We start from the raw sequence: 26820 nt of genomic DNA, 5'->3' as shown, positions 1-26820 counted from the left end.
ATTGTACGGGGAAAAATGGTAGAAGGACAGCTTAGATAAGAAATGTTCGTACTAGAGGAACCTTTTCTATCAATCATCTATGTTTTTCAAAAAAGTCTATGAAAAGGCTATTATCTGTATTTTATCTAGGTTTGTTTGAAGCTTTCGTCTCATGTATAATGAGAGCGATTAGAAGGTAGTTCGTGAGAGCTTAGAAAGAGAGACATAGATATGAAAAAACAATTTTGTCTAGTGGCTACTAGTGTGGCACTTTTATCAGCCGTACCTCAGGTTTCCCCTGTTGTACGAGTTTCTGCAGAAATGTTAGACCAACATACCCAGTTAAAGACAGACTTGAAAACCCTGTATAAGCAACTAAAGGCTTTAGCAAATCACGATACAGGTCGTCAAGGCTATAGTAAATCTTATGCAACGATAGAGAAATCACAGGCATTTTCACAACTAAAGGAAATTGTTGAAAAGGATTTTAAAGATGTAGAGGTACAAACGCTTGAGTCCATCAAGGATGAATTGGTCGCAAAGGCGAATTCTTCTGATAACAATGTAGAATTTCAAAATTACAAACATGCGGTTGCAGAGGATTACGCAAAGCTATTGAAGCAGACATTGGAAACGGCAAAAAATATTTTAAAAGATGCTGGTCCTGACTATATAAAAAGACTAGAGGAAGTTGCTAAAAAGCAAGACTATGAGGAGCTGACAAAAGAATTTCAAAAGAGTTATGAAGAGGTCGAAGCCAAAAATAATCTAGCTGTTTATAAAAAGACTGTACAAGAAGCTGTTAAAAAGCTTTCGCTTCCAACAGCTCTAAAAAATAGTTATTTGGAAAAAATCCAAAATGCTAAGAGTAAGGAAGAATTAGATACTCTTCAAGCGGAGGCTGTAGGAGCAGTCAAAGCACAGGAAATGCTCAAACAGAAAAAGGAAGAGGCTAGAAGAGAGCTACTCGGGAAAAATGATCTTGACCCTCAAGAGCGTACGGATTTTGTCAATCGAGTTGAAAATGGATCTAGCGTCGAAGAGGTTGAGGCTATTTTACGCGAGGCAGATACTCGATCAGCTAACAATAAAGTGATATTTGACAAACGTCAGCAAATTGCAAAAGAGATTGCAGCTCTTGGTTTCTTGACTGCGGACCATCGCGTAGCATTAAATGAACGATTAGAGCAAGCTCAGGTTGAAAGTCAACTAGATAGCGTTTTAGCGGATGCCAAACAAAAAAACCTTGAAGATTTAAAGGCAGAAGAAAAGGGCACGCTAAAAAAAGCGAAAGAGATTCTTAAAACGCTCAGAACATTACCAGAATTGACCGATCCAAGTCTTTATGGGACAAGTATGCGTGTGTGGCAAGACATTAAAGAGTTATTAGGAGCCTATACAGATACCTTTGAGAAGCTAAAATCGCCAGATACAAACGATCAGGAACTGCGTCGGATTCGAGATAATCTTTACTTTGTGACGCAGTTTGGAGAAGTTGAACGAATTGCGCGTGAATTGGAGCAAAAACGTCGGAAATATCCGAATAATACAGAGTTAGAAGAGATTCTCAAGTCCATGTTTACAGGAACTCCCTATGCAACGATTGAAACGGGGAAATTTGCTGATTTTAATCATTTCCTAGCAGAGGATATCTATCCGAAACAAAAGAAATTTGAGAATTTGTTTGAGAAGCTGCAAGCACAGCAGGTAGGTCCCTTGACCACGTTGACATCTGTGGTTCAGACAATCAAGGAAACTAAAACCGAAGAGATTCCATTTGGGGTACAAGAAGAATCAAATCCAGAGTTGCCAAAAGGTCAGCGTAGAACGAAAGTTGCTGGTGTAAAGGGTGTCCGAACGATTGTTGAAGAGGTCAAAAAACAGGGAGATAAGGAGTTGTCACGGACAAAGGTGTCTGAGATGATTACGAAACCTGCGGTGACTCAGATTGTCGAAGTTGGTACTAAGGAAGAAAGAAAAACTGAACCGCTTACTCCATTAACTCCAGCTATTAAAACAATTCAAGAAGCACGAACGGAAGAAATTCCATTTGGGGTACAAGAAGAATCAAATCCAGAGTTACCACAAGGTGAACGTCGAGTGAAAGTCTTTGGCGTAAAAGGGGAACGGACGATTATTGAAGAAATCAAAACCCAAGGTGACAAGGAATTATCGCGCAGAGTGTTGTCAAATACAGTCACGAAAGAAGCTGTAACTCAGATTGTTGAGATTGGTACGAAAGTCGCTACGCCACTTCCAATTCCACAACAACCGGCCCCCAAAGTACCAGAAGTTCCAGAAATGCCTCCAGTTCAGCCAGAGGCGGATCCAATTCCACAACAACCGGCCCCTAAAGTACCAGAGGTTCCAGAAATGCCTCCAGTTCAACCAGAGGCGGATCCAATTCCACAACAACCGGCCCCCAAAGTACCAGAGGTTCCAGAAATGCCTCCAGTTCAACCAGAGGCGGATCCAATTCCACAACAACCGGCCCCCAAAGTACCAGAGGTTCCAGAAATGCCTCCAGTTCAGCCAGAGGTAGATCCAATTCCACAACAACCAGCCCCCAAAGTACCAGAGGTTCCAAAAACTCCTCCAGTGAAATCTGAAAAAGGGCAACCTTCAGCTCCGAAAAAGGAAAAACTTATAGTTCCAGAATCCCCACTACCTAAAAATCCTCAAAATTCGCCAATGCCCCCAGAAAGTGATGGGCAATTGCCTCAACCGCCAAAGGAAAGCAATCCTAAAATTTCAGATGATGTCAATCATAATCCTCCATCTAATTCTCCAAAAGAAGAAAAAAATGACAAGTCTCAATTGGAGCAAAGATCGAATCAGAACCTATCAAGGGAAAATAGCATGCATGCTCCATCGATAGGTGATAAGGATATGGATAAGATCCAAAAAATGGCAGATATAAGGAAGAACAAAAATGGCTCTTCTTCAGATAAGAAGCTATCCAGTTTGCCAAAAACAGGTGAAGCTTCCAGTCTTGTCCATTTTGTAGGTGTCTTAATGGCAGGAGTTGCAACTTGGATTCGCACTCGTAAGAAAGAAGATTAAATAAGCAAAAAAAGAGAGTCTCAAAATGAAAAGAACTTTCTGATATGAACAGTATAGACCTTTTTATACAGTTCATTAGAAGTGGTTCTTTTCACAAATGAGCTCTCTCTTTTTATAGGTTAGCTTGTTTAGCTTTTAAGTGTTCGTAAAAAATAGCGTGGCTAGCATATATATAAGGATATACATAAATAGCTAAAATACCAAAGGTAAAGCTAGATAGGATATACCAGCCTATGAAATTCAGATCCAGGATAAATCGACTTCCTTTGTATCCTTTCATCATTCGGCGGCTTGCTCTTAGGATGGCCCAAGGGCCTTGATAGTGATTGGATTTTAATTGGTCACAAAGGATAAATTCCACTTGGGAATAGGCATAGATTTGAGGAATGCTAATGGCTAAACCGATGAACATCAGGATCAATCCAGCTATCAAATAATTTCCCAGCTCTCCAAAACGCCCTTCTAAGGCCAAAGGAATGCCATTAGGATAGGAAAAGGCAAGATTGAGAATTACAATACTTGAATAGCAAATTAGAAAGAGGCCAATCGTAGCAACCAAGCTCCAGAGAAAGAGGACAAATCGTTTGACAAAGAGGGTCGAAAAAACAGCTCCAAACACATCTCCTTGAAATAGACGAATCGAATCTTGAAAATTCACTTCCTTTTGTTTCCCGCGTAGAACTTCCGATAAAGCTGAGAAAGCAGAAGTGATAAAAATCAAAAGGACAAAATTGATGACGATTGGAAAGAGAGACCGATTGAAGAGGAGACTGAAGAAAGTCTGTGGCTGCAATTGGCTCTGAACAGAGAAAACATTGGGACTAAAAAAATTGAACAAGGATGAGCAAATAGTAGTGAGAATTGGGACTAGAAAGAGTAAGCGAATGCCTTTTACTGTCGCTTGAACTTGACGAGCTTCTGCTCGAATGGCACGAATATCCATCGAAAACCTCCATTTCTTTCCCTCTAGTATATCATAAATTGCCCATTCTAAGGAAAAGCCTTTTTATTTTTTAAGATTTTTGATACAATCATACAGAACTCAGTCGGCAAAGTCGGCTGAAGAACATACTTCATCTTCAATCTGTTTTGAGATTAACCTAGGGATAGTTGAAAGTTGACAGGTTGAGGTTTGTAAGTATAAAAAAGATCTGGGACTGTCTTTCCCAGAGTCGGAGGTATAGCAATGACATCACCTATTCAATATCGGTTGATCAAAAAAGAAAAGCACACAGGGGCTCGTTTGGGGGAGATTATCACACCACACGGGACCTTTCCAACACCTATGTTTATGCCAGTTGGGACCCAGGCAACGGTTAAGACCCAGTCGCCTGAGGAGCTCAAAGAAATGGGTTCAGGCATTATTTTATCCAACACCTATCACCTTTGGCTTCGTCCAGGGGATGAGTTGATTGCACGTGCAGGTGGTTTGCATAAATTTATGAACTGGGACCAAGCTATTTTGACAGATAGTGGTGGTTTCCAAGTCTATTCGTTAGCGGATAGCCGAAATATTACTGAAGAAGGGGTCACTTTTAAGAACCACCTTAATGGTTCAAAAATGTTTCTATCACCAGAAAAGGCGATTTCCATTCAAAATAATCTCGGAAGTGATATTATGATGAGTTTTGACGAATGCCCGCAGTTCTACCAGCCCTATGATTATGTGAAAAAATCAATCGAACGGACTAGTCGTTGGGCTGAACGTGGCTTGAAAGCACATCGCCGTCCACATGACCAAGGCTTGTTTGGCATTGTGCAGGGAGCTGGTTTTGAAGATCTTCGTCGTCAATCTGCCCATGATTTGGTGAGCATGGATTTTCCAGGCTATTCGATTGGTGGTCTGGCTGTTGGTGAGTCGCATGAAGAGATGAATGCGGTGCTTGATTTCACAACGCCCCTCTTGCCAGAAAATAAACCACGTTATCTTATGGGAGTGGGGGCACCAGATAGCTTGATTGATGGGGTAATTCGTGGAGTAGATATGTTTGACTGTGTCTTGCCGACACGGATTGCAAGAAATGGGACTTGTATGACCAGCGAGGGTCGTTTGGTAGTGAAAAATGCTCAATTTGCAGAAGATTTCACCCCACTTGACCATGATTGTGATTGCTACACTTGTCGCAACTATACGCGGGCTTATCTTCGTCACTTGCTCAAGGCAGACGAAACCTTTGGTATTCGCTTGACTAGCTACCACAATCTCTACTTCTTGATTAAGCTCATGAAGAATGTTCGTCAGGCAATCATGGATGACAATCTTTTGGAATTCCGTGAAGACTTTATCGAGCGTTATGGCTACAACAGTTCAAAACGTAATTTTTAATCATGGAAAAAGAAGTCTTTCTAAACTCAGATTGAAGAAAAAGTCCATTTTGGACAATTTTCTTCAATCTTTTTTCTTTTACTTGAGAAATAAAAAAACTCTTAACAATACAGCTATATCAGCATTTCTAAGAATTTCTGTTATATGGTAGTTAACTCCAAAAATAAAAATTTTTCTATCTCTAGTAGGGTTTGTCCACGTTCTGCTAAACGTTCTCTACCAGAAAATGGATAAGAGGGACCTACAAACTCTTGGAATTTATGGTCATGGCGGTTCAGGGAAAAGCGTGCCAGCACAGGAGCTTTGGGCCTTGATTGGCAAAGAGAGAGCCAATCTGTTAGAAACGAATGTCTATGTCCTAGATGGTTCGGTGCGTGATTTAGTGGCACCTCGGGCATTTCCAAATCAGAAAGTGACAGCTTGTATGTCTCTTGCTCATGAATTGGGCAGTTTAGAGCGTGATATAAAAGCTCTGCAAGCTGGTTTAAATATTTTGACGATTGGAAAAGACTGGCAACCGAGCAAGCGTTTGTCAGGAAAAAAGCCAATTCTCATCGTGGAAGGGATGTCTGTTGCTTTTTTGTCACCAGATTTGTTTGATATGAGAATTTACCTATATACGGACGAAGAAACATCACTCGCCAGACGATTGGAGCGAGATGTTTCTCGCCGTAATCGCAGTCGAGAATTCGTCAAAGCAATGGAAAAGGAGCGACGAAACCAATACAGAATTTACTACGAACCTTACCAAACTCAAGCAGATGTTCTCATTTGTCAATCTGACAATCAGTTTGTCATCAAAAGAAACCGAGCTTTCTAGTAGTAAAAATAAAGGTGTGGCAGCAATCGGTGACTATGAAATTCCGATTTCTGTCCGCCTTTTTTTGCATTTTCAACTAAGAAAGCCATTTCATTAAATTTCTTCGAAAAAAACAAGCAAAACCCTTGCAATCTCTAGTTCTTTGTGTTATTCTACTATGGTGCCGTGAAAAATACGGCTGTAGCTTTGATACAAGAGGTTGCGACACGCTCGGTTGCATTGCCACGCAATCACTTGTCGGTTTTCTTGTGGAGCTAGCCTATTATCTTAAATAGACGAAAAGGAGAAAAAGATGGCAAACAAAAAAATCCGCATCCGCTTGAAAGCGTACGAACATCGTACACTTGATACAGCAGCTGCAAAAATCGTAGAAACAGCTACTCGTACAGGTGCAGAAGTTGCAGGACCAATCCCACTTCCAACTGAACGTAGCCTCTACACAATCATTCGTGCGACTCACAAATATAAAGACTCTCGCGAACAATTTGAGATGCGTACTCACAAACGTTTGATCGACATCGTGAACCCAACTCAAAAAACAGTTGATGCTCTTATGAAACTTGATTTACCAAGTGGCGTTAACGTAGAGATTAAATTGTAATAGAACATGGACTACGGATGGTGTAAAACACTATATGTCCTTGAAGTCTTAGGGCTTCTGAGGAACTTTCTTGTTTTGCCTTGTTCGCCCAAGTCCTATGTATCTTGATTTGAGCATAAAAAACGCTCGTTAAAAACTTTTTGAATAACTTTATAGAAAAGGAAACATTTTCTCATGACAAAAGGAATCTTAGGGAAAAAAGTGGGAATGACTCAAATCTTCACTGAAGCTGGCGAATTAATCCCTGTAACTGTTGTTGAAGCAGCTCCAAACGTTGTTCTTCAAGTAAAAACAGTTGAAACAGACGGATACAACGCAGTTCAAGTTGGTTTTGATGACCTTCGCGAAGTATTGAGCAACAAACCTGCTAAAGGACATGTAGCTAAGGCTAACACGGCTCCTAAGCGCTTCATTCGTGAATTCAAAAACATTGAAGGCTTGGAAGTAGGTGCAGAAATCACAGTTGACACTTTCGCAGCTGGAGATGTTGTTGATGTAACAGGAACTTCAAAAGGTAAAGGTTTCCAAGGTGTTATCAAACGCCACGGACAATCTCGTGGACCTATGGCTCACGGTTCTCGTTACCACCGTCGTCCTGGTTCAATGGGGCCAGTTGCGCCAAACCGTGTGTTTAAAAACAAACACTTGGCAGGACGTATGGGTGGCAACCGTGTAACAATTCAAAATCTTGAAATTGCACAAGTTGTTCCAGAGAAAAACGTTATCCTTATCAAAGGTAACGTACCAGGTGCTAAGAAATCTCTTATCACCATCAAATCAGCAGTTAAAGCTGGTAAATAATAAAGAAAGGGGAAATCAGTCACAATGGCAAACGTAACATTATTTGACCAAACTGGTAAACAAGCTGGTGAAGTAGTTCTTAACGATGCAGTTTTTGGTATCGAACCAAACCAAGCAGTTGTGTTTGATGTCATCATCAGCCAACGTGCGAGCCTTCGTCAAGGAACTCACGCTGTTAAAAACCGTTCTGCAGTATCAGGCGGTGGACGCAAACCATGGCGTCAAAAAGGAACTGGACGTGCTCGTCAAGGGTCTATCCGTTCTCCACAATGGCGTGGTGGTGGCGTAGTCTTCGGACCAACTCCACGTTCATACGCTTACAAACTTCCACAAAAGGTTCGTCGCTTGGCACTTAAATCTGTGTATTCAGAAAAAGTTGCTGACAGCAAATTTGTAGCGGTTGACAGCCTTTCATTTACAGCTCCAAAAACTGCTGAATTTGCAAAAGTTCTTGCAGCACTTAGCATTGATACAAAAGTTCTTGTAATTCTTGAAGAAGGAAATGAATTCGCAGCACTTTCAGCTCGTAACCTTCCAAACGTAAAAGTTGCAACTGCTACAACTGCAAGCGTTCTTGATATTGCAAATGCAGACAAACTTCTTGTCACTCAAGCAGCTATCTCTAAAATTGAGGAGGTTCTTGCATAATGAATTTGTATGACGTAATCAAAAAGCCTGTCATCACTGAAAGCTCAATGGCTCAGCTTGAAGCAGGCAAATATGTCTTTGAAGTAGACACTCGTGCTCACAAACTTCTCATCAAACAAGCTGTTGAAGCAGCATTTGAAGGTGTAAAAGTTGCAAATGTGAACACTATTAACGTAAAACCAAAAGCAAAACGTGTTGGACGTTATACTGGTTTTACTTCTAAAACGAAAAAAGCAATCATCACGCTTACAGCTGATTCAAAAGCAATCGAGTTGTTTGCAGCTGCTGATGCAGAATAATCTAAGGAGGAAATATCGTGGGAATCAGAGTTTATAAACCAACTACAAATGGTCGCCGTAATATGACTTCTTTGGATTTTGCTGAGATCACTACTAGCACTCCAGAAAAAACTTTGCTTGTTTCATTGAAGAGCAAAGCTGGTCGTAACAACAACGGTCGTATCACCGTTCGTCACCAAGGTGGCGGACATAAACGTCACTACCGTTTGATTGACTTCAAACGGAATAAAGACGCTGTTGAAGCAGTCGTAAAAACAATCGAGTACGATCCAAATCGTTCAGCTAATATTGCACTTGTGCACTATACTGACGGTGTGAAAGCTTACATCATTGCTCCTAAAGGTCTTGAAGTCGGTCAACGTATCGTTTCAGGTCCTGAAGCAGATATCAAAGTCGGAAATGCACTTCCACTTGCAAATATTCCAGTCGGTACTCTTATCCACAACATCGAGTTGAAACCAGGTCGTGGTGGAGAATTAGTTCGTGCTGCTGGAGCATCTGCTCAAGTATTGGGACAAGAAGGTAAATATACACTTGTTCGTTTGCAATCAGGCGAAGTTCGTATGATTCTTGGAACTTGTCGTGCGACAGTTGGTGTTGTCGGTAACGAACAACACGGACTTGTAAACCTTGGTAAAGCGGGACGTAGCCGCTGGAAAGGTATTCGCCCAACTGTTCGTGGTTCTGTTATGAACCCGAATGATCACCCACACGGTGGTGGTGAAGGTAAAGCACCAGTTGGTCGTAAGGCACCATCTACTCCATGGGGCAAACCTGCTCTTGGACTTAAAACTCGTAACAAGAAAGCAAAATCTAACAAGCTTATCGTTCGTCGTCGTAACGAAAAATAATCTGTTACAAGTAGCATAAGCATATCCGCCAGCTCGGTAGCCTTGCAGTTGCAAGGCAGGCCGCTGTGGTACATATTTTAAAGGAGAAAACATATACAATGGGACGCAGTCTTAAAAAAGGACCTTTCGTCGATGAGCATTTGATGAAAAAAGTTGAAGCTCAAGCAAACGACGAAAAGAAAAAAGTAATCAAAACTTGGTCACGTCGTTCAACGATTTTCCCAAGTTTTATCGGATACACAATCGCAGTTTATGATGGACGTAAACACGTACCTGTTTACATCCAAGAGGACATGGTAGGTCACAAGCTTGGTGAATTTGCACCAACTCGTACTTACAAAGGTCACGCAGCTGACGATAAGAAAACACGTAGATAAGAGAGGAGAAAAACATGGCAGAAATTACTTCAGCTAAAGCAATGGCCCGTACAGTGCGCGTTTCACCTCGTAAATCTCGTCTAGTTCTTGACAATATCCGTGGTAAAAACGTCGCTGACGCAATCGCAATCTTGAAATTCACTCCAAACAAAGCTGCAGGCATTATTGAGAAAGTATTGAACTCAGCAATTGCCAACGCTGAAAATAACTTTGGTTTGGAAAAAGCAAACTTGGTAGTATCTGAAGCATACGCAAACGAAGGACCAACATTGAAACGTTTCCGTCCACGTGCGAAAGGTTCAGCTTCACCAATCAACAAACGCACAGCCCACATTACAGTGGTTGTTGCAGAAAAATAAGGAGGTAAAATCGTGGGTCAAAAAGTACATCCAATTGGTATGCGTGTCGGCATCATCCGTGACTGGGATGCCAAATGGTATGCTGAAAAAGAATACGCGGATTACCTTCATGAGGATCTTGCAATCCGCAAATTTGTTCAAAAAGAATTGGCTGATGCAGCAGTTTCAACTATTGAAATCGAACGCGCAGTTAATAAAGTCATCGTTTCACTTCACACTGCAAAACCAGGTATGGTTATTGGTAAAGGTGGATCAAACGTTGATGCTCTTCGTGTCAAATTAAACAAAATGACTGGAAAACAAGTCCACATCAACATCATCGAAATCAAACAACCTGATTTGGATGCACACCTTGTTGGTGAAGGAATTGCTCGTCAATTAGAGCAACGTGTCGCTTTCCGTCGTGCTCAAAAACAAGCAATCCAACGTGCTATGCGTGCTGGAGCAAAAGGAATCAAAACTCAAGTATCTGGACGTTTGAACGGTGCTGATATCGCCCGTGCAGAAGGATATTCTGAAGGAACTGTTCCACTTCACACACTTCGTGCGGATATTGATTACGCTTGGGAAGAAGCTCTTACAACTTACGGTAAACTTGGTGTTAAAGTATGGATTTACCGTGGGGAAGTTCTTCCAGCTCGCAAAAACACTAAAGGAGGTAAATAACCAATGTTAGTACCTAAACGTGTTAAACACCGTCGTGAATTCCGTGGAAAAATGCGCGGTGAAGCAAAAGGCGGAAAACAAGTAGATTTCGGTGAATACGGTCTTCAAGCTACAACTAGCCACTGGATTACAAACCGTCAAATCGAAGCAGCCCGTATCGCGATGACTCGTTACATGAAACGTGGTGGTAAAGTTTGGATTAAAATCTTCCCACACAAATCATACACAGCGAAAGCTATCGGGGTACGTATGGGATCTGGTAAAGGGGCACCTGAAGGTTGGGTAGCACCAGTTAAACGTGGTAAAGTGATGTTTGAAGTAGCTGGCGTTTCAGAAGAAATCGCACGTGAAGCTCTTCGTCTTGCAAGCCACAAATTACCAGTGAAATGCAAATTCGTAAAACGTGAAGCAGAGTAAGGAGAAGACATGAAACTTAATGAAGTAAAAGAATTTGTTAAAGAACTTCGTGGACTTTCTCAAGAAGAGCTCGCGAAGCGTGAAAATGAATTGAAAAAAGAATTGTTCGAACTTCGTTTCCAAGCAGCTGCTGGTCAATTAGAACAAACAGGACGCTTGAAAGAAGTGAAAAAACAAATCGCTCGTATCAAAACTGTTCAATCAGAAGTTAAATAATAGACTAGGGAAGGAGAATTTCAATGGAACGCAATAATCGTAAAGTTCTTGTCGGACGTGTCGTTTCTGACAAAATGGACAAAACAATCACAGTTGTAGTTGAAACAAAACGTAACCACCCAGTCTATGGTAAACGTATTAACTACTCTAAAAAATACAAAGCTCATGATGAAAACAACGTCGCTAAAGAAGGCGATATCGTTCGTATCATGGAAACTCGTCCGCTTTCAGCTACAAAACGTTTCCGTCTTGTAGAAGTCGTTGAAGAAGCGGTCATCATCTAATCAAACCTGAAAGGAGAAAAGTGAAATGATTCAAACAGAAACTCGTTTGAAAGTTGCTGACAACAGCGGTGCTCGCGAAATTTTGACAATCAAAGTTCTTGGTGGTTCAAAACGTAAATTCGCAAGTATTGGTGATGTCATCGTAGCATCTGTAAAACAAGCAACTCCTGGTGGTGCGGTTAAAAAAGGTGACGTTGTAAAAGCAGTTATCGTACGTACTAAATCAGGTGCTCGTCGTGCTGATGGTTCTTACATCAAGTTTGACGAAAATGCTGCGGTTATTATCCGTGAAGATAAAACACCTCGCGGAACACGTATCTTTGGTCCAGTTGCACGTGAATTGCGTGAGGGTGGATTCATGAAGATTGTGTCACTTGCCCCAGAAGTACTTTAATCAAAAAACAAACGCAGTCCCCTGAAAGGATTTCTTTCAGGGTGCCCTTGTGGGCGTAAGAAATAAAAGGAGAAACCAATGTTTGTAAAATCAGGCGATAAAGTTCGCGTAATCGCTGGTAAAGACAAAGGCGTTGAAGCTAAAGTCCTTACAGCTCTTCCAAAAGTAAACAAAGTTGTTGTTGAAGGTGTAAACATCGTTAAAAAACACCAAAAACCAAATAACGAATACCCTCAAGGTGCTATCGTTGAAAAAGAAGCACCAATCCATGTGTCAAACGTACAAGTTCTTGACAAAAATGGTGTTGCAGGACGTGTTGGCTACAAATTTGTAGATGGCAAAAAAGTTCGTTACAATAAAAAATCAGGCGAAGTGCTTGATTAATCACGAAGGAAAGGAGAAGTAACATGGCTAATCGTTTAAAAGAAAAATATCTTAATGAAGTAGTTCCTGCTTTGACAGAGAAATTTAACTATTCATCCGTTATGGCAGTGCCAAAAGTAGATAAGATCGTTTTGAACATGGGTGTCGGAGACGCTGTATCAAACGCTAAAAATCTTGAAAAAGCAGCTGAAGAGCTTGCACTTATCTCAGGACAAAAACCACTTATCACGAAAGCTAAAAAATCTATCGCCGGCTTCCGTCTTCGTGAGGGTGTTGCAATCGGTGCAAAAGTAACCCTTCGTGGCGAACGTATGTATGAATTCTTGGATAAATTGGTTACTGTATCACTTCCACGTGTTCGTGACTTCCATGGTGTGCCAACAAAATCATTTGACGGACGTGGAAACTACACACTTGGTGTGAAAGAACAATTGATCTTCCCAGAAATCAACTTTGACGATGTTGATAAGACTCGTGGTCTTGATATCGTTATCGTAACAACTGCTAACACTGACGAAGAGTCACGCGAATTGCTTACAGGCCTTGGAATGCCTTTTGCAAAATAATATAGGAGGTAAATCTAATGGCTAAAAAATCAATGATTGCTAAGAACAAACGCCCAGCGAAGTTCTCTACGCAAGCTTACACTCGTTGCGAAAAATGTGGACGTCCACACTCAGTATACCGCAAGTTCAAATTGTGCCGTGTTTGCTTCCGTGAATTAGCATACAAAGGACAAATCCCAGGCGTTACCAAAGCTTCTTGGTAATAACATGATGCAACGGACATTAAAAAATCCGTATGAAAATAGGAGTCTGACGTAGAGTTTTTTAAGAACTCAAGGCGGACTGTCTTTTTCACTAGGATTTTAGTCCGTGCTCAAATAAGATACAACATTATCACACTAGCTGATTTGAACACGAGCTATGACCTTTTCTGAAAAGGTAGTTGTCTAGGAGCACTGTTCCTACACTAATTGTCCTATTTTTCAATGGTTGTGAGCTCTTTGTATCCTAAATTAACTAGCAAGTGAAGACTTCAAACTACTAGTAAGAGGAGAAATTTAAAATGGTTATGACTGACCCAATTGCAGACTTTTTGACACGTATTCGTAATGCCAACCAAGCAAAACATGAAGTGCTTGAAGTGCCTGCATCAAACATCAAAAAAGGAATTGCTGAAATTCTTAAACGTGAAGGTTTTGTAAAAAACGTTGAGTACATCGAAGATGACAAACAAGGTGTTATTCGTGTATTCTTGAAATACGGACCAAATGGTGAAAAAGTTATCACAAACTTGAAACGTGTTTCAAAACCAGGTCTTCGTATTTACAAAAAACGTGAAGATCTTCCAAAAGTTTTAAACGGACTTGGAATTGCCATCCTTTCAACTTCTGAAGGCTTGTTGACTGATAAAGAAGCTCGTCAAAAGAATGTTGGTGGTGAGGTAATCGCCTACGTTTGGTAATAGAATGATACGAGGATTTTAGTCCGAGTTCAAATCATTTATCAAATAGAAACTTAGCTTAGGATACTTTCCATCCGAATATTACGGATGAAAACAGGGACTAAGAGCCGTGCGAAGCAGATAAATCTTCTCTTGTTCATCGAACAATCGTCGATTTCCTAATTTCGCTTTGCTCTTTACGTCCTTAGTATCATAAGCTCCCGTGAAAACGAGCCTTATTGGCTTGATAATCTAACAGGAGAAAGAAAAAATATGTCACGTATTGGTAATAAAGTGATTACATTGCCAGCTGGTGTTGAGCTTTCGCAAAACAACGGTGTGGTAACTGTAAAAGGACCTAAAGGGGAACTTACTCGTGAGTTCTCACAAGATATTGAAATCCGTGTGGAAGGTACTGAAGTAACTCTTCACCGTCCAAACGATTCAAAAGAAATGAAAACAATCCACGGAACAAGTCGTGCCCTTTTGAACAACATGGTTGTTGGTGTATCAGAAGGCTTCAAAAAAGAACTTGAAATGCGTGGGGTTGGATACCGTGCACAACTTCAAGGAACAAAACTTGTCTTGGCTGTTGGTAAATCTCATCCAGATGAAGTAGAAGCTCCTGCAGGTATTACATTTGAACTTCCAAACCCAACTACAATTGTAGTTAGTGGAATTTCAAAAGAAGTAGTTGGACAAACAGCTGCTTACGTTCGTAGCTTACGTGCTCCAGAACCATATAAAGGTAAAGGGATCCGCTACGTTGGTGAATTCGTTCGTCGTAAAGAAGGTAAAACAGGTAAATAAGGTTGATGGATTGATTGTTTCAATCTTCCGTCAGTACTATTTAACCTGTGCATAAAGCACACGAAAAAAATTAAGAGGTGAAAATTGTGATTTCGAAACCAGATAAAAATAAAATCCGCCAAAAACGCCACAAACGTGTACGCGGAAAACTCTCTGGAACTGCTGATCGCCCACGTTTGAACGTATTCCGTTCTAATACAGGCATCTACGCTCAAGTAATTGATGACGTAGCGGGTGTAACGCTCGCAAGCGCTTCAACTCTTGACAAAGAAGTTTCAAAAGGAACTAAAACTGAACAAGCCGTTGTTGTTGGTAAACTAGTTGCTGAACGTGCAGTTGCTAAAGGTATTACTGAAGTGGTGTTCGACCGCGGTGGATATCTATATCACGGACGTGTAAAAGCTTTGGCTGATGCAGCTCGTGAAAACGGATTGAAATTCTAATAGGGAGGACACTAAAAAATGGCATTTAAAGACAATGCAGTTGAACTTGAAGAACGCGTAGTTGCGATTAACCGCGTTACAAAAGTTGTTAAAGGTGGACGTCGTCTTCGCTTTGCAGCTCTTGTAGTTGTAGGAGATCGCAACGGTCGTGTAGGTTTTGGTACTGGTAAAGCTCAAGAAGTACCAGAAGCTATCCGTAAAGCAGTAGAAGATGCGAAGAAAAACTTGATTGAAGTACCAATGGTTGGAACAACAATTCCTCACGAAGTAACATCTGAATTTGGTGGAGCTCGTGTATTGTTGAAACCAGCTGTAGAAGGGGCTGGAGTTGCTGCAGGTGGTGCGGTTCGTGCCGTTATCGAGTTGGCAGGTGTGGCTGATATCACTTCTAAATCACTTGGTTCTAACACTCCAATCAACATTGTTCGTGCAACTGTTGAAGGATTGAAACAATTGAAACGCGCTGAAGAAGTTGCTGCCCTTCGTGGTATTTCAGTTTCTGACTTGGCTTAAGAAAGGGGATAACATGGCTCAAATTAAAATTACTTTGACTAAGTCTCCAATCGGACGCATTCCGTCACAACGTAAAACTGTTGTAGCACTTGGACTTGGCAAATTGAACAGCTCAGTTATTAAAGAAGATAACGCTGCTATCCGTGGTATGATCACAGCAGTATCTCACTTAGTAACAGTAGAAGAAGTAAAATAAGGCAAGAATAAAATTCTTGTTTTTGCGGGAGTGACAGAGAAAGATAATCTATTTCTAGTTGAAACTTGCGCACTTCATTATATAAACACAGGACGAAGTCGCATAGAGAAATCTTTGCGGCTTGCTGTCAATCATTTAGTATAGGCGAGTTTTTAGGTTGAGGCCTTACCCAGCCTAAAGGCGCTAGCATTTTACACATAAGGAGAAAGAAAAAATGAAACTTCATGAATTGCAACCTGCTACAGGTTCTCGTAAAACTCGTAACCGCGTTGGTCGTGGGACATCATCAGGTAACGGTAAAACTTCAGGTCGCGGACAAAAAGGTCAAAAAGCTCGTAGTGGCGGTGGCGTACGTCTAGGTTTTGAAGGTGGACAAACTCCATTGTTCCGTCGTCTTCCAAAACGTGGATTTACAAACATCAATGCAAAAGAGTATGCAATTGTAAATCTTGATCAATTGAACGTATTTGAAGATGGTGCTGAAGTAACACCAGTTGTTTTGGTGGAAGCAGGTATCGTTAAAGCTGAAAAATCAGGAATTAAAATTCTTGGTAACGGCGAATTGACTAAGAAGTTGACTGTGAAAGCAGCTAAATTCTCTAAATCAGCTGAAGAAGCTATCACTGCTAAAGGTGGTTCAGTTGAAGTCATCTAAGAGAGGTGACCTATGTTTTTTAAGTTATTAAAGGATGCTCTAAAAATTAAGCAAGTCCGTTCGAAAATCTTCTTTACTCTATTCATCATTTTTGTCTTTCGTGCAGGAACAAATATTACTGTGCCGGGAGTGAATGCAAAGAGTTTAGAAGCCTTGAGTGGGCTATCCTTCTTGAATATGCTCAGCCTAGTGTCAGGAAATGCGATGAAAAATTTCTCGGTTTTTGCACTAGGAGTCAGCCCCTACATTACAGCTTCTATCGTTGTGCAACTCTTGCAGATGGACATCGTTCCTAAGTTTGTAGAGTGGGGAAAACAGGGGGAGGTTGGACGCCGAAAGCTGAATCAAGCGACACGCTACATTTCCCTTGTCCTTGCCTTTGTGCAATCGATTGGGATTACAGCTGGTTTTCACACTCTATCGAGTGCAAAATTAGTGGCGACTCCAAACTGGCAGACCTATCTTTTGATTGGTTCGATTCTTACGACAGGATCCATGATTGTGACCTGGCTAGGAGAGCAAATCACAGATAAGGGATATGGAAATGGCGTATCCATGATTATCTTTGCCGGGATTGTTTCTGCAATTCCTGGTATGATTAAAGGAATCTATGAAGATTACTTTGTCAATGTTCCAAGTGAACGGATTCAATCTTCCATTATCTTTGTCAGCATTTTGGTTGTAGCAGTTTTGTTGATTATCTATTTTACAACCTTTGTTCAACAAGCAGAATATAAGATTCCTATTCAGTATACCAAACGGGCGCAAGGTGCACCTTCTAGTTCTTATCTTCCGTTGAAAGTAAACCCAGCAGGAGTTATTCCTGTTATCTTTGCAAGTTCTATTACAGCCGCTCCGGCAGCTATTTTGCAATTTTTGCGTTCAACAGGACATGATGGACAATGGGTACGAACGATTCAAGACTTATTTGCAACGTCAACTCCAAGCGGAATTGCCATGTATGCACTCTTGATCATTCTATTTACCTTCTTTTACACATTTGTACAGATTAACCCTGAAAAAACAGCGGAAAATCTGCAAAAGAGTGGTGCTTATATCCATGGCGTTCGTCCTGGTAAGGGAACGGAAGAGTATATGACAAAACTCCTTCGCCGCTTAGCGACTGTAGGATCTCTGTTCCTAGGTTTCATTTCTATTTTACCAATTGTCGCAAAAGATGTTTTTGGACTTTCAGATGCGATTGCTCTTGGAGGTACGAGTCTTTTGATTATCATCTCGACTGGTATCGAGGGAATGAAACAGTTGGAAGGGTATCTCCTTAAACGGAAATACACTGGCTTTATGGAAACTGAGTAGAAACATTAAAAATAGCAGTGCTGTGGATTCGTTGGAATCCCCAGCCTTCTATTTTGTTTTTAAAGAAATTTATTCCAAGTGAATAGCTTTCTTTAAAAACAAAATAAGGAGAACAATCATGAATCTTTTGATTATGGGTTTACCGGGTGCAGGTAAAGGGACACAAGCAGCAAAAATTGTTGACAAATTTCATGTTGCTCATATCTCAACAGGGGATATGTTCCGTGCTGCTATGGCAAATCAAACAGAGATGGGTGTACTTGCCAAGTCTTACATTGATAAGGGTGAACTGGTACCAGATGAAGTGACCAATGGGATTGTCAAAGAGCGTTTGGCACAGGACGATATCAAGGCACACGGTTTTTTACTAGATGGTTATCCGCGGACAATTGAGCAGGCACATGCTCTAGATGAAACTCTTGCAAGTCTTGGGATTGAGCTTGAGGGGGTCATCAACATTCAAGTTGACCCAGCAAGCCTATTAGAGCGCTTGAGCGGTCGGATTATCCATAAAGAAACCGGGGAAACCTTCCATAAGGTATTCAACCCACCTGCAGGTGATTACAACGAAGAGGATTATTATCAACGGGAAGATGATAAGCCAGAAACTGTCAAACGCCGCTTAGATGTGAATATTGCACAAGGTGAGCCTATTATCGAACATTACCGTGCTAAAGGTCTTGTACATGATATTGAAGGAAATCAAGAAATCGATACAGTCTTTGCAGATATCGAAAAAGTCCTTACAAAATTGCAATAAAAGTGGTTTTCCTACTTGCATTAGTGGCGAAGTAGTGGTAAAATGAGATAGTCTGACTTATAATTGTTACCTCTGTATGCAGAGGTGCGAATCGAAATTTAGGGAGGTACTTTTGCGTGGCAAAAGACGATGTGATTGAAGTAGAAGGTAAGGTAGTCGATACCATGCCAAATGCTATGTTTACGGTTGAACTTGAAAATGGACATCAGATTTTAGCAACAGTTTCTGGTAAAATTCGTAAAAACTATATTCGTATTTTAGCGGGAGATCGTGTTACTGTGGAAATGAGTCCATACGACTTGACACGTGGACGTATCACTTACCGCTTTAAATAGTCGAAAAAATTGGAGGGATAAGAAATGAAAGTAAGACCATCGGTCAAACCAATTTGCGAATACTGTAAAGTTATTCGCCGTAATGGTCGTGTTATGGTAATTTGCCCAGCAAATCCAAAACACAAACAACGTCAAGGATAATTTAGAAAGGAGAAAACATGGCTCGTATTGCTGGAGTTGACATTCCAAATGACAAACGTGTAGTCGTATCACTTACATACGTGTACGGTATCGGTCTTCCAACTTCTAAGAAAATTCTTGCAGCAGCAGGAATCTCAGAAGATATTCGTGTGAAAGATTTGACATCTGATCAAGAAGACGCTATCCGTCGCGAAGTAGATGCAATCAAAGTTGAAGGTGACCTTCGTCGTGAAGTAAACTTGAATATCAAACGTTTGATGGAAATCGGTTCATACCGTGGTATTCGTCACCGTCGTGGACTTCCTGTCCGTGGACAAAACACCAAAAATAACGCTCGCACTCGTAAAGGTAAAGCTGTTGCGATTGCAGGTAAGAAAAAATAAAATAGGAGGTAAAAAAATTGGCTAAACCAACACGTAAACGTCGTGTGAAAAAGAATATCGAATCTGGTATTGCTCATATTCACGCTACATTTAATAACACTATTGTTATGATTACTGATGTGCATGGTAACGCAATTGCTTGGTCATCAGCTGGTGCCCTTGGTTTCAAAGGTTCTCGTAAATCTACACCATTTGCGGCTCAAATGGCATCTGAAGCAGCTGCTAAATCAGCACAAGAACACGGTCTTAAATCAGTTGAAGTTACTGTAAAAGGTCCAGGTTCAGGTCGTGAGTCTGCTATTCGTGCTCTTGCTGCCGCTGGTCTTGAAGTAACAGCAATTCGTGATGTGACTCCTGTACCACACAATGGTGCTCGTCCTCCAAAACGTCGCCGTGTATAATTCAGAATCTTACACTGCTTTTCGTTTAAGAGGGAGTAACTAAATGATTGAGTTTGAAAAACCAAATATAACAAAAATTGATGAAAATAAAGATTATGGCATGTTTGTAGTAGAACCACTAGAACGTGGTTATGGTACAACGCTTGGGAACTCTCTTCGTCGTGTCCTTCTTGCTTCTTTACCAGGAGCAGCAGTTACTTCTATCAATATTGAAGGAGTGTTACACGAATTTGATACAGTTCCAGGAGTCCGTGAAGACGTGATGCAAATTATTTTGAACGTCAAAGGGATTGCTGTAAAATCTTACGTCGAAGACGAAAAGACAATTGAGCTTGATGTGGAAGGTCCAGCGGAAATTACCGCCGGAGACATTTTGACAGATAGTGATATTGAAATTGTAAACCCTGATCATTATCTCTTTACCATTAGTGAAGGAGCACACTTTAAAGCAATCATGACAGTAAATACTGGTCGTGGTTATGTTCCAGCGGATGAAAATAAGGCAGATGATGCACCAGTGGGAACACTTGCGGTAGATGCAATCTATACGCCAGTGAAAAAAGTTAATTACCAAGTTGAGCCAGCTCGTGTTGGTAGCAATGATGGTTTTGACAAACTAACTCTTGAAATCATGACGGATGGGACGATTATCCCTGAAGATGCTCTAGGACTTTCTGCACGTATTTTGACAGAACATTTGGATCTCTTTACAGATTTGACAGAAGTAGCGAAGGCTACCGATGTGATGAAAGAGGTTGATAAATCGTCAGATGACCGTATCTTGGATCGTACAATTGAAGAATTGGATTTATCTGTGCGTTCATACAACTGTTTGAAACGTGCTGGAATCAATACTGTCTTTGATTTGACAGAAAAATCTGAGCCTGAAATGATGAAAGTAAGAAATCTAGGTCGTAAGAGCCTTGAAGAAGTCAAAGTTAAATTGGCAGATCTTGGTTTAGGCCTAAAAAACGATAAATAAAGGAGGAATACATGGCTTACCGTAAACTAGGACGTACTAGCTCACAACGTAAAGCAATGCTTCGCGATTTGACAACAGATTTGATTATCAATGAGTCTATCGTAACAACTGAAGCTCGTGCGAAAGAAATCCGTAAAACAGTTGAAAAAATGATTACTCTAGGTAAACGTGGTGATTTGCACGCTCGTCGTCAAGCAGCAGCGTTTGTACGTAACGAAATTGCATCAGAAAACTATGATGAAGCTACTGATAAATATACATCAACAACAGCTCTTCAAAAATTGTTCTCTGAATTAGCACCTCGTTATGCTGAGCGTAATGGCGGATACACTCGTATCCTTAAAACAGAACCACGTCGTGGGGATGCTGCTCCAATGGCAATCATTGAACTTGTATAAGATCATCAATTTTGTTGAGTGTTATGATGATGGAATGCATTTGCATTCTTAGTCTAGCTCTGGTCTACCGCTGGGATTTCCCAGCGGGAACACTCATCATCTGATATCATTCCGTAGACGCTTGTTTACGAAATTGCTTTTAAGAAAAACAATTTCGTAAGTAGGTGTTTTTCTTTTTTCTATTGATAAAAAAGCATAAACAGTTAGTAAGAAACTAAAATATTTGATATAATAGAAAAAAGGTTTTCAGGAGAGTTTTATGAAACGTTCAATAGAACTATTACGAGAGAGGTATACAACTTCTTTAAAGGACGATGTGGATTTATTTATTGGAATTGAACTAGAATTCCCGATTGTCAATAAAAAAGCGGACTCTACGGATATTACTGTTTGCCAAGAGATGATGAAACATGTAGCAGAGGAATTTCATTTTCTTATTGAGAAGTATGATAGAAATGGAAATCCCATCCAGCTTTTATGTCCGCAGACAGGGGACTGTCTTCTTTTTGAAGTTTCTTACAATATTTTAGAATTTGCTTTCGGGAAAGCTCGAGTGATTGGTGAGGTTGAAAATCGATTTAAGGCTTATTTATCGACAATTCAATCCTATCTACGGGTGCATGGCCATGAATTGGAAGGATGGGGAGTTCACCCCCAATGGGCTCAAAATGACAATCGACCAGTGGCATCTCCGCGTTATGAAATGCTGATGCAATACCTTGCTTTACCTCAAAGAGTACAGGATGCTTCTCTTCATGACTACCCAGAATATGGAGCCTTTATTTGCGGCAGCCAAGTTCAACTAGATGTGACGAAAAAGAATTATCTTCGAGTGATAAATGCCTTTAATCAAGTGGAAGTAGCCAAGGCTTTCTTATTTGCTAATTCAGAATTTTGGGGTTCAGAATGGACGACTAGAATTGCACGAGATGTCTTTTGGGAAGATTCTATGCATGGTATTTTTTCAGAAAATGTGGGCGTTTTTCCGCGTGATTTTAAAACAGAGGATGAATTTTTCGAGTATCTGGATCATTCTGTTATTTTTACAGCAGAACGAGAAGGAGAAAGTTATTATTTTTACCCCATTCAAGTGACAAACTATTTGGAACAAGAAACTATAGAAGCTTTTAACCTAGCTGGTGAAAAACGGGTGATTCAGCCATCTGAACGTGATTTTTTAACACATAGGAGCTATCAATATCAAGATTTAACGACGAGAGGAACGATTGAATTTCGGAGCGTCTGCACGCAGCAGTTTAATCGGACATTCGCTTCAGCCGCTTTCCATCTAGGGCTCCTAATAGAACTTGATCAATTGGAAGTATTACTGCAAGAAGCACCCTTCTTTCAACAATTTGGTCGAGATTATAAATCATTACGCCGAAAGTTCTCTGAATGGACATTAGAGAGAGAAGAAAAAGAGGCTATTCGTCAATTTTCCTACTCTTTATTAAACTTGAGTCGTGATGGATTAAAACGGCGAGGTGAAGGAGAAGAGAGCTATTTATTTCCCCTATTTCAGCAATTAGGCTGCTGTGACTAGTCATCACTAGCAATGCCATGTGATAGATAGTGTACATAAAAGTTTCAATATGAAAAACCTCATAAGATTTTCTTGCAGAAAAGAGTAATACAAAAATTACTTAAAACAGGAAATCTTATGGGGTTTATTAGTTTAGGTAAAGGAAAGAGAATATATTCTGTTGTCGACTAGCTGAAGTTTAATTTATTAGCAATAGGTAGAAAATCAAGAAAACATATTTTTTATGTTAATTGGGAAATATAACGGCATCTAAACGCAGGTAAATTCTCATCAGCTTATTCAAGGATAGAATAGGAAAGATAATATGATTATTTATGCAAGTGAGAAAAGAGTGCTGATTTTGTCAGGTTGAGCAATCCAGTATTAGCTTATTTTTGGTTAATCAATTAGGTAGCGAACATAATATGTAGTTGATTTGAAAAAATATTGGCGTTTGTGATTCTATAGTTGAATAAAAGCTTGAATGCCAAAGATTTTAGATGAACAGTTTGAAATTTACAGAGAAACTATCTTAGAAAATTTTCTCGATATTTCGAAAATTAAAGATTGACTTTTTCATTTTTTTTCGATATGATATATACATGGTCCGTTGGTCAAGGGGTTAAGACACCGCCTTTTCACGGCGGTAACACGGGTTCGAATCCCGTACGGACTATTGCTAATCCGCTTGAGATATCTCAAGTGGATTTTTTTACCTCTTGTCAACTGTATTGGGTAATCTATAATGAGCATCTAGAGAGGACTAATCTGGTCTTCTCTTTTTCGATGTTCAAAAAAGATGAATTCGTTTCATAAAGTTTAACGTTTCTATAACTAAAAGCATTTCATTTGATGTTTCTGACGAGCTTTTTTCTAGATTCTTTGGTGTATTTAAAGAAAGGATTTTGGATGCTTTGCACCGATTATCAAGAAATGTACTGACTTTGGTTGGATTTAAATCTTAAAGTACAAAGGTCAGTTTTTTCTTCTGCCCATAGACCATTTCTCTGAACTGCTCCAAACTGTGCCTGAAGTGTCTAACTTTGTCTACGTGCTTGTCATTAGGGGGAGTTTAAGAAACAGAAGAGGGCAAACCCCCTAAAGCGCTCCATAGGATGCTATACTGATTTCACAGAATAAGAAAGTGAGACAGAAAATGATGGAACAGTTTGAAGCTATGTATGCCAAAGTCAGAGGAATAGTCCTACGATGCCGAAAAGACTACTATGTCCAGTTGTGGGAACAAGAAGATTGGGAACAAGAAGGGATGCTCGTGTTGTATCAATTACTCAAGCAATACCCTGAGTTAGGGGAAGAGAAATTGTATGTTTACTATAAAACAAAGTTTCGCAACCATGTGCTAGATGTTATCCGCAAACAAGAAAGCCAAAAACGAAAATTAAACAGAATGGCCTATGAAGAAGTAAGCGAGATAGGACATAAGTTAACCCAAGGAGGATTACTACCAGATGATCAGTATCTATTACAGGCAGAGTTGACTCGGTATCGCTCCAGCCTCAGTCAAGCCTCTCAAGAAAGATACGATCGCCTCATAGCCGATGAACGCTTCAAGGGGCGCCGGGAACTCCTACGAGAGTTACGGGAGTACCTATCGGATTGGGAGTAGGTAGTAGAGATGAAAGGAGAAGAAATGAAAAGATACGACAAACACGCAGGGAGCTATTTAGGCTATTATTACAAAAGCGGCTTACATTTACGGATGGATTATAGAAGTTATCGATCCTATATTGAAAAGATTATTGAAATCAGTCTCCAAGAAGAAGAAAGGTAAGGGGGTGATAGGGAAGTTGTTTTAGAGGGGGAATTAGAATTAATGGAAGAAAAGAATGAAAAAAGTTCAAAAAAAAACAAAAAAAAAGAAAAAAAGTGTTGACAAAGGAATGGATAGGTGATATACTAAGATAGTTGTCGCGAGAGAGCGACAAAGACCTTTGAAAACTGAACAAGACGAACCAATGTGCAGGGCGACTGAGCGAAAGCTTAGTCAGTCAAACACAAGAAACAATAAATCTGTCGGTGGACAGAATGAGTGAAGAGCTCAAACTTTTAAATGAGAGTTTGATCCTGGCTCAGGACGAACGCTGGCGGCGTGCCTAATACATGCAAGTAGAACGCTGAAGCTTGGTGCTTGCACCGAGCGGAGGAGTTGCGAACGGGTGAGTAACGCGTAGGTAACCTGCCTGGTAGCGGGGGATAACTATTGGAAACGATAGCTAATACCGCATAATAGTGCTTACTGCATGGTAAGCATTTGAAAGATGCAATTGCATCACTACCAGATGGACCTGCGTTGTATTAGCTAGTTGGTGAGGTAAAGGCTCACCAAGGCGACGATACATAGCCGACCTGAGAGGGTGATCGGCCACACTGGGACTGAGACACGGCCCAGACTCCTACGGGAGGCAGCAGTAGGGAATCTTCGGCAATGGGGGCAACCCTGACCGAGCAACGCCGCGTGAGTGAAGAAGGTTTTCGGATCGTAAAGCTCTGTTGTAAGAGAAGAACAGCGATGGGAGTGGAAAATCCATTGTATGACGGTATCTTACCAGAAAGGGACGGCTAACTACGTGCCAGCAGCCGCGGTAATACGTAGGTCCCGAGCGTTGTCCGGATTTATTGGGCGTAAAGCGAGCGCAGGCGGTTAGATAAGTCTGAAGTTAAAGGCTGTGGCTTAACCATAGTACGCTTTGGAAACTGTTTAACTTGAGTGCAGAAGGGGAGAGTGGAATTCCATGTGTAGCGGTGAAATGCGTAGATATATGGAGGAACACCGGTGGCGAAAGCGGCTCTCTGGTCTGTAACTGACGCTGAGGCTCGAAAGCGTGGGGAGCGAACAGGATTAGATACCCTGGTAGTCCACGCCGTAAACGATGAGTGCTAGGTGTTGGGTCCTTTCCGGGACTCAGTGCCGCAGCTAACGCATTAAGCACTCCGCCTGGGGAGTACGACCGCAAGGTTGAAACTCAAAGGAATTGACGGGGGCCCGCACAAGCGGTGGAGCATGTGGTTTAATTCGAAGCAACGCGAAGAACCTTACCAGGTCTTGACATCCCTCTGACCGCTCTAGAGATAGAGTTTTCCTTCGGGACAGAGGTGACAGGTGGTGCATGGTTGTCGTCAGCTCGTGTCGTGAGATGTTGGGTTAAGTCCCGCAACGAGCGCAACCCTTATTGTTAGTTGCCATCATTTAGTTGGGCACTCTAGCGAGACTGCCGGTAATAAACCGGAGGAAGGTGGGGATGACGTCAAATCATCATGCCCCTTATGACCTGGGCTACACACGTGCTACAATGGCTGGTACAACGAGTCGCAAGTCGGTGACGGCAAGCTAATCTCTTAAAGCCAGTCTCAGTTCGGATTGTAGGCTGCAACTCGCCTACATGAAGTCGGAATCGCTAGTAATCGCGGATCAGCACGCCGCGGTGAATACGTTCCCGGGCCTTGTACACACCGCCCGTCACACCACGAGAGTTTGTAACACCCGAAGTCGGTGAGGTAACCGTAAGGAGCCAGCCGCCTAAGGTGGGATAGATGATTGGGGTGAAGTCGTAACAAGGTAGCCGTATCGGAAGGTGCGGCTGGATCACCTCCTTTCTAAGGAAAAGGAACTGCATATTGGTCGTCATGTTTAGTTTTGAGAGGTCTTGTGGGGCCTTAGCTCAGCTGGGAGAGCGCCTGCTTTGCACGCAGGAGGTCAGCGGTTCGATCCCGCTAGGCTCCATACAACTGGAGACAGTTGTAGAGATTTGCACATTGAAAATTGAATATCTATATCAAATAGTAACAAGAAAATAAACCGAAAACGCTGTGAATTAATGAGTTTTCTAATTTGAAAGAATTAGGTTAAGAAATAAGGTTAAGTTAATAAGGGCGCACGGTGGATGCCTTGGCACTAGGAGCCGAAGAAGGACGTGACTAACGACGAAATTCCTTGGGGAGCTGTAAGTAAGCGAAGATCCAGGGGTGTCCGAATGGGGGAACCCAACATGTAATGCATGTTATCCATGACTGT

General features: G+C 41.1%; 36 protein-coding genes, 2 tRNA genes and 2 rRNA genes (1 of these 40 running past the window's edge). 39 read left to right on the top strand and 1 reads right to left on the bottom strand.

What is annotated here, in order from left to right:
- Positions 1 to 210: 210 nt before the first annotated feature.
- A complete protein-coding gene (locus BFM96_RS02455) occupies positions 211 to 3042 on the top strand; it encodes a G5 domain-containing protein (protein ID WP_068989850.1) in 2832 nt (943 codons plus the stop codon).
- Positions 3043 to 3154: 112 nt separating this feature from the next.
- Here BFM96_RS02455 and BFM96_RS02450 read toward each other — a convergent pair whose 3' ends face one another.
- A complete protein-coding gene (locus tag BFM96_RS02450; RefSeq protein WP_068989847.1) occupies positions 3155 to 3985 on the bottom strand; it encodes a DUF975 family protein in 831 nt (276 codons plus the stop codon).
- Positions 3986 to 4228: 243 nt separating this feature from the next.
- On the opposite strand from BFM96_RS02450, the gene tgt reads away from it, so the two are divergent.
- The 38 genes from tgt to BFM96_RS02270 all read left to right on the top strand — a co-directional run.
- Positions 4229 to 5368 (top strand): tRNA guanosine(34) transglycosylase Tgt, encoded by a 1140-nt coding sequence (gene tgt / locus BFM96_RS02445; RefSeq protein WP_067088573.1) that lies wholly within the window; start codon positions 4229 to 4231, stop codon positions 5366 to 5368.
- 226 nt (positions 5369 to 5594) lie between these two features.
- Positions 5595 to 6188 (top strand): uridine kinase family protein, encoded by a 594-nt coding sequence (locus BFM96_RS02440; RefSeq protein ID WP_068989845.1) that lies wholly within the window; start codon positions 5595 to 5597, stop codon positions 6186 to 6188.
- A 292-nt stretch (positions 6189 to 6480) separates the two neighbouring features.
- Positions 6481 to 6789 carry a 30S ribosomal protein S10 gene (rpsJ, locus tag BFM96_RS02435; RefSeq protein ID WP_018371344.1) on the top strand — a complete coding sequence of 103 codons (309 nt, stop codon included), beginning with the start codon at positions 6481 to 6483 and terminating at the stop codon, positions 6787 to 6789.
- A 174-nt stretch (positions 6790 to 6963) separates the two neighbouring features.
- Positions 6964 to 7590, top strand: coding sequence for a 50S ribosomal protein L3 (rplC, locus tag BFM96_RS02430; RefSeq protein WP_068989843.1), 627 nt, complete (start codon positions 6964 to 6966; stop codon positions 7588 to 7590).
- 24 nt (positions 7591 to 7614) lie between these two features.
- A complete protein-coding gene (gene rplD, locus BFM96_RS02425; protein ID WP_068989838.1) occupies positions 7615 to 8238 on the top strand; it encodes a 50S ribosomal protein L4 in 624 nt (207 codons plus the stop codon).
- Positions 8238 to 8537 (top strand): 50S ribosomal protein L23, encoded by a 300-nt coding sequence (locus tag BFM96_RS02420; RefSeq protein WP_068989835.1) that lies wholly within the window; start codon positions 8238 to 8240, stop codon positions 8535 to 8537. The genes rplD and BFM96_RS02420 overlap by 1 nt, the downstream gene beginning before the upstream one ends.
- A gap of 17 nt (positions 8538 to 8554) precedes the next feature.
- Positions 8555 to 9388: a 50S ribosomal protein L2 gene (gene rplB, locus BFM96_RS02415; protein ID WP_068989833.1), complete on the top strand. Its 834-nt coding sequence runs from the start codon at positions 8555 to 8557 to the stop codon at positions 9386 to 9388.
- A gap of 98 nt (positions 9389 to 9486) precedes the next feature.
- Entirely contained in the window at positions 9487 to 9765 is a 279-nt protein-coding gene (rpsS, locus tag BFM96_RS02410) for a 30S ribosomal protein S19 (protein WP_000533765.1), read from the top strand.
- 14 nt (positions 9766 to 9779) lie between these two features.
- On the top strand, positions 9780 to 10124 hold the full coding sequence (gene rplV, locus BFM96_RS02405; protein WP_068989826.1) for a 50S ribosomal protein L22: 345 nt from the start codon (positions 9780 to 9782) through the stop codon (positions 10122 to 10124).
- Between the two features lie 12 nt (positions 10125 to 10136).
- The gene (gene rpsC / locus BFM96_RS02400) at positions 10137 to 10790 is read left to right on the top strand and encodes a 30S ribosomal protein S3 (protein WP_068989821.1); all 654 of its coding nucleotides are present in this window, start codon (positions 10137 to 10139) and stop codon (positions 10788 to 10790) included.
- Between the two features lie 3 nt (positions 10791 to 10793).
- Positions 10794 to 11207, top strand: coding sequence for a 50S ribosomal protein L16 (gene rplP / locus BFM96_RS02395; protein WP_068989818.1), 414 nt, complete (start codon positions 10794 to 10796; stop codon positions 11205 to 11207).
- 9 nt (positions 11208 to 11216) lie between these two features.
- Positions 11217 to 11423: a 50S ribosomal protein L29 gene (rpmC, locus tag BFM96_RS02390; RefSeq protein ID WP_068989816.1), complete on the top strand. Its 207-nt coding sequence runs from the start codon at positions 11217 to 11219 to the stop codon at positions 11421 to 11423.
- Positions 11424 to 11446: 23 nt separating this feature from the next.
- Entirely contained in the window at positions 11447 to 11707 is a 261-nt protein-coding gene (gene rpsQ, locus BFM96_RS02385) for a 30S ribosomal protein S17 (RefSeq protein ID WP_000440801.1), read from the top strand.
- Positions 11708 to 11732: 25 nt separating this feature from the next.
- Entirely contained in the window at positions 11733 to 12101 is a 369-nt protein-coding gene (gene rplN / locus BFM96_RS02380) for a 50S ribosomal protein L14 (RefSeq protein WP_068989814.1), read from the top strand.
- A gap of 78 nt (positions 12102 to 12179) precedes the next feature.
- Positions 12180 to 12485 (top strand): 50S ribosomal protein L24, encoded by a 306-nt coding sequence (rplX, locus tag BFM96_RS02375; RefSeq protein WP_068989813.1) that lies wholly within the window; start codon positions 12180 to 12182, stop codon positions 12483 to 12485.
- 23 nt (positions 12486 to 12508) lie between these two features.
- Entirely contained in the window at positions 12509 to 13051 is a 543-nt protein-coding gene (gene rplE / locus BFM96_RS02370; RefSeq protein ID WP_003026536.1) for a 50S ribosomal protein L5, read from the top strand.
- A gap of 17 nt (positions 13052 to 13068) precedes the next feature.
- Positions 13069 to 13254: a type Z 30S ribosomal protein S14 gene (locus tag BFM96_RS02365; protein ID WP_001085697.1), complete on the top strand. Its 186-nt coding sequence runs from the start codon at positions 13069 to 13071 to the stop codon at positions 13252 to 13254.
- A 299-nt stretch (positions 13255 to 13553) separates the two neighbouring features.
- A complete protein-coding gene (gene rpsH / locus BFM96_RS02360) occupies positions 13554 to 13952 on the top strand; it encodes a 30S ribosomal protein S8 (protein WP_068989811.1) in 399 nt (132 codons plus the stop codon).
- A 252-nt stretch (positions 13953 to 14204) separates the two neighbouring features.
- Positions 14205 to 14741: a 50S ribosomal protein L6 gene (rplF, locus tag BFM96_RS02355; RefSeq protein ID WP_068989808.1), complete on the top strand. Its 537-nt coding sequence runs from the start codon at positions 14205 to 14207 to the stop codon at positions 14739 to 14741.
- Between the two features lie 86 nt (positions 14742 to 14827).
- Positions 14828 to 15184 (top strand): 50S ribosomal protein L18, encoded by a 357-nt coding sequence (gene rplR / locus BFM96_RS02350; protein WP_145939702.1) that lies wholly within the window; start codon positions 14828 to 14830, stop codon positions 15182 to 15184.
- Between the two features lie 18 nt (positions 15185 to 15202).
- Positions 15203 to 15697, top strand: coding sequence for a 30S ribosomal protein S5 (rpsE, locus tag BFM96_RS02345; protein ID WP_068989802.1), 495 nt, complete (start codon positions 15203 to 15205; stop codon positions 15695 to 15697).
- Positions 15698 to 15710: 13 nt separating this feature from the next.
- Positions 15711 to 15893: a 50S ribosomal protein L30 gene (gene rpmD / locus BFM96_RS02340; protein ID WP_006154793.1), complete on the top strand. Its 183-nt coding sequence runs from the start codon at positions 15711 to 15713 to the stop codon at positions 15891 to 15893.
- A gap of 214 nt (positions 15894 to 16107) precedes the next feature.
- On the top strand, positions 16108 to 16548 hold the full coding sequence (gene rplO, locus BFM96_RS02335) for a 50S ribosomal protein L15 (protein WP_068989799.1): 441 nt from the start codon (positions 16108 to 16110) through the stop codon (positions 16546 to 16548).
- A 12-nt stretch (positions 16549 to 16560) separates the two neighbouring features.
- Positions 16561 to 17865, top strand: a complete 1305-nt coding sequence (gene secY, locus BFM96_RS02330; RefSeq protein WP_068989796.1) for a preprotein translocase subunit SecY — start codon at positions 16561 to 16563, stop codon at positions 17863 to 17865.
- Between the two features lie 118 nt (positions 17866 to 17983).
- A complete protein-coding gene (locus BFM96_RS02325; protein ID WP_068989795.1) occupies positions 17984 to 18625 on the top strand; it encodes an adenylate kinase in 642 nt (213 codons plus the stop codon).
- Positions 18626 to 18741: 116 nt separating this feature from the next.
- Complete coding sequence (gene infA / locus BFM96_RS02320) at positions 18742 to 18960, top strand: translation initiation factor IF-1 (protein WP_001029883.1); 219 nt, start codon at positions 18742 to 18744, stop codon at positions 18958 to 18960.
- Positions 18961 to 18984: 24 nt separating this feature from the next.
- Positions 18985 to 19101, top strand: coding sequence for a 50S ribosomal protein L36 (gene rpmJ, locus BFM96_RS10780; protein ID WP_001808836.1), 117 nt, complete (start codon positions 18985 to 18987; stop codon positions 19099 to 19101).
- A 17-nt stretch (positions 19102 to 19118) separates the two neighbouring features.
- Positions 19119 to 19484, top strand: coding sequence for a 30S ribosomal protein S13 (rpsM, locus tag BFM96_RS02315; protein ID WP_005591288.1), 366 nt, complete (start codon positions 19119 to 19121; stop codon positions 19482 to 19484).
- Between the two features lie 17 nt (positions 19485 to 19501).
- On the top strand, positions 19502 to 19885 hold the full coding sequence (gene rpsK / locus BFM96_RS02310) for a 30S ribosomal protein S11 (protein WP_001118385.1): 384 nt from the start codon (positions 19502 to 19504) through the stop codon (positions 19883 to 19885).
- A 43-nt stretch (positions 19886 to 19928) separates the two neighbouring features.
- A complete protein-coding gene (locus BFM96_RS02305; RefSeq protein WP_068989792.1) occupies positions 19929 to 20867 on the top strand; it encodes a DNA-directed RNA polymerase subunit alpha in 939 nt (312 codons plus the stop codon).
- Between the two features lie 11 nt (positions 20868 to 20878).
- Entirely contained in the window at positions 20879 to 21265 is a 387-nt protein-coding gene (gene rplQ, locus BFM96_RS02300; RefSeq protein ID WP_068989785.1) for a 50S ribosomal protein L17, read from the top strand.
- A gap of 259 nt (positions 21266 to 21524) precedes the next feature.
- A complete protein-coding gene (locus BFM96_RS02295) occupies positions 21525 to 22808 on the top strand; it encodes a gamma-glutamylcysteine synthetase (RefSeq protein WP_068989782.1) in 1284 nt (427 codons plus the stop codon).
- A gap of 583 nt (positions 22809 to 23391) precedes the next feature.
- Positions 23392 to 23463, top strand: a tRNA-Glu gene (locus BFM96_RS02290).
- A 480-nt stretch (positions 23464 to 23943) separates the two neighbouring features.
- Positions 23944 to 24414 carry a sigma-70 RNA polymerase sigma factor region 4 domain-containing protein gene (locus BFM96_RS02285; RefSeq protein ID WP_223245866.1) on the top strand — a complete coding sequence of 157 codons (471 nt, stop codon included), beginning with the start codon at positions 23944 to 23946 and terminating at the stop codon, positions 24412 to 24414.
- A 24-nt stretch (positions 24415 to 24438) separates the two neighbouring features.
- The gene (locus tag BFM96_RS11195; protein ID WP_188595337.1) at positions 24439 to 24579 is read left to right on the top strand and encodes a hypothetical protein; all 141 of its coding nucleotides are present in this window, start codon (positions 24439 to 24441) and stop codon (positions 24577 to 24579) included.
- Between the two features lie 275 nt (positions 24580 to 24854).
- Positions 24855 to 26402: ribosomal RNA gene (locus BFM96_RS02280) — 16S ribosomal RNA — on the top strand.
- 54 nt (positions 26403 to 26456) lie between these two features.
- Positions 26457 to 26529, top strand: a tRNA-Ala gene (locus tag BFM96_RS02275).
- Between the two features lie 133 nt (positions 26530 to 26662).
- Positions 26663 to 26820: ribosomal RNA gene (locus BFM96_RS02270) — 23S ribosomal RNA — on the top strand (it continues 2747 nt past the right edge of the window).
- The 16S and 23S rRNA genes sit together here with 1 tRNA gene alongside, the layout of an rRNA operon.

The organism is Streptococcus himalayensis (assembly GCF_001708305.1).
Taxonomy (GTDB): Bacteria; Bacillota; Bacilli; order Lactobacillales; family Streptococcaceae; genus Streptococcus; species Streptococcus himalayensis.
The sequence above is the reverse complement of the archived record's forward strand: the minus strand, read 5'-3'. Positions and strand labels throughout refer to the sequence as shown.

What these genes read in the sequence shown, in the direction of transcription:
- BFM96_RS02455 (WP_068989850.1), top strand. Translation starts at nt 211, where the DNA reads ATGAAAAAACAATTTTGTCTAGTGGCTACTAGTGTGGCACTTTTATCA.
- BFM96_RS02450 (WP_068989847.1), bottom strand. Translation starts at nt 3,985, where the DNA reads ATGGATATTCGTGCCATTCGAGCAGAAGCTCGTCAAGTTCAAGCGACA.
- tgt (WP_067088573.1), top strand. Translation starts at nt 4,229, where the DNA reads ATGACATCACCTATTCAATATCGGTTGATCAAAAAAGAAAAGCACACA.
- BFM96_RS02440 (WP_068989845.1), top strand. Translation starts at nt 5,595, where the DNA reads ATGGATAAGAGGGACCTACAAACTCTTGGAATTTATGGTCATGGCGGT.
- rpsJ (WP_018371344.1), top strand. Translation starts at nt 6,481, where the DNA reads ATGGCAAACAAAAAAATCCGCATCCGCTTGAAAGCGTACGAACATCGT.
- rplC (WP_068989843.1), top strand. Translation starts at nt 6,964, where the DNA reads ATGACAAAAGGAATCTTAGGGAAAAAAGTGGGAATGACTCAAATCTTC.
- rplD (WP_068989838.1), top strand. Translation starts at nt 7,615, where the DNA reads ATGGCAAACGTAACATTATTTGACCAAACTGGTAAACAAGCTGGTGAA.
- BFM96_RS02420 (WP_068989835.1), top strand. Translation starts at nt 8,238, where the DNA reads ATGAATTTGTATGACGTAATCAAAAAGCCTGTCATCACTGAAAGCTCA.
- rpsS (WP_000533765.1), top strand. Translation starts at nt 9,487, where the DNA reads ATGGGACGCAGTCTTAAAAAAGGACCTTTCGTCGATGAGCATTTGATG.
- rplV (WP_068989826.1), top strand. Translation starts at nt 9,780, where the DNA reads ATGGCAGAAATTACTTCAGCTAAAGCAATGGCCCGTACAGTGCGCGTT.
- rplP (WP_068989818.1), top strand. Translation starts at nt 10,794, where the DNA reads ATGTTAGTACCTAAACGTGTTAAACACCGTCGTGAATTCCGTGGAAAA.
- rpmC (WP_068989816.1), top strand. Translation starts at nt 11,217, where the DNA reads ATGAAACTTAATGAAGTAAAAGAATTTGTTAAAGAACTTCGTGGACTT.
- rpsQ (WP_000440801.1), top strand. Translation starts at nt 11,447, where the DNA reads ATGGAACGCAATAATCGTAAAGTTCTTGTCGGACGTGTCGTTTCTGAC.
- rplN (WP_068989814.1), top strand. Translation starts at nt 11,733, where the DNA reads ATGATTCAAACAGAAACTCGTTTGAAAGTTGCTGACAACAGCGGTGCT.
- rplX (WP_068989813.1), top strand. Translation starts at nt 12,180, where the DNA reads ATGTTTGTAAAATCAGGCGATAAAGTTCGCGTAATCGCTGGTAAAGAC.
- rplE (WP_003026536.1), top strand. Translation starts at nt 12,509, where the DNA reads ATGGCTAATCGTTTAAAAGAAAAATATCTTAATGAAGTAGTTCCTGCT.
- BFM96_RS02365 (WP_001085697.1), top strand. Translation starts at nt 13,069, where the DNA reads ATGGCTAAAAAATCAATGATTGCTAAGAACAAACGCCCAGCGAAGTTC.
- rpsH (WP_068989811.1), top strand. Translation starts at nt 13,554, where the DNA reads ATGGTTATGACTGACCCAATTGCAGACTTTTTGACACGTATTCGTAAT.
- rplF (WP_068989808.1), top strand. Translation starts at nt 14,205, where the DNA reads ATGTCACGTATTGGTAATAAAGTGATTACATTGCCAGCTGGTGTTGAG.
- rpsE (WP_068989802.1), top strand. Translation starts at nt 15,203, where the DNA reads ATGGCATTTAAAGACAATGCAGTTGAACTTGAAGAACGCGTAGTTGCG.
- rpmD (WP_006154793.1), top strand. Translation starts at nt 15,711, where the DNA reads ATGGCTCAAATTAAAATTACTTTGACTAAGTCTCCAATCGGACGCATT.
- rplO (WP_068989799.1), top strand. Translation starts at nt 16,108, where the DNA reads ATGAAACTTCATGAATTGCAACCTGCTACAGGTTCTCGTAAAACTCGT.
- secY (WP_068989796.1), top strand. Translation starts at nt 16,561, where the DNA reads ATGTTTTTTAAGTTATTAAAGGATGCTCTAAAAATTAAGCAAGTCCGT.
- BFM96_RS02325 (WP_068989795.1), top strand. Translation starts at nt 17,984, where the DNA reads ATGAATCTTTTGATTATGGGTTTACCGGGTGCAGGTAAAGGGACACAA.
- rpmJ (WP_001808836.1), top strand. Translation starts at nt 18,985, where the DNA reads ATGAAAGTAAGACCATCGGTCAAACCAATTTGCGAATACTGTAAAGTT.
- rpsM (WP_005591288.1), top strand. Translation starts at nt 19,119, where the DNA reads ATGGCTCGTATTGCTGGAGTTGACATTCCAAATGACAAACGTGTAGTC.
- BFM96_RS02305 (WP_068989792.1), top strand. Translation starts at nt 19,929, where the DNA reads ATGATTGAGTTTGAAAAACCAAATATAACAAAAATTGATGAAAATAAA.
- rplQ (WP_068989785.1), top strand. Translation starts at nt 20,879, where the DNA reads ATGGCTTACCGTAAACTAGGACGTACTAGCTCACAACGTAAAGCAATG.
- BFM96_RS02295 (WP_068989782.1), top strand. Translation starts at nt 21,525, where the DNA reads ATGAAACGTTCAATAGAACTATTACGAGAGAGGTATACAACTTCTTTA.
- BFM96_RS02285 (WP_223245866.1), top strand. Translation starts at nt 23,944, where the DNA reads ATGATGGAACAGTTTGAAGCTATGTATGCCAAAGTCAGAGGAATAGTC.
- BFM96_RS11195 (WP_188595337.1), top strand. Translation starts at nt 24,439, where the DNA reads ATGAAAAGATACGACAAACACGCAGGGAGCTATTTAGGCTATTATTAC.